The 333-nt window shown below is 75.1% G+C and carries 1 pseudogene; it reads left to right on the top strand.

Annotation, left to right across the window (positions count from 1 at the left end):
- Nucleotides 1-234, top strand: a pseudogene (locus G6O54_RS37160) (hypothetical protein); the annotation flags it as partial.
- Between the last annotated feature and the right edge of the window lie 99 nt (nt 235-333).

Here is a 333-nt window from a genome sequence, read left to right on the forward strand (position 1 = left end):
CGGATCGATCGCGCCGGCAAGGCATCCTTGCCGCGCGAGGCGGCCTCGATCTTCGTCCGCCTGGGCCTCCATGGATCGCACTGGCAGGAGATGCTCGAGGCCCTCGGCCGGTCGCGGCCACCGGCCCGGCTGGGTCGCGAGCAGCCCGCACGCCCGCCTCGCCGGCCGGCCTTCACGACCCCCCGCCCCGCACCCTCCGGACCCGGTTCGAGGAGCCTCGCGGCCGGCCCCTGAGCGACTCCTCATCTCGCCCTCCTCCCTCGGACGGGCCACGACCGCCGCCGACCCAGGGACCTCACACCCCTGTCCTCATGCGATCCCTCTTCGACGCCC

The organism is Aquisphaera insulae (assembly GCF_011064615.1).
GTDB lineage: Bacteria > Planctomycetota > Planctomycetia > Isosphaerales > Isosphaeraceae > Aquisphaera > Aquisphaera insulae.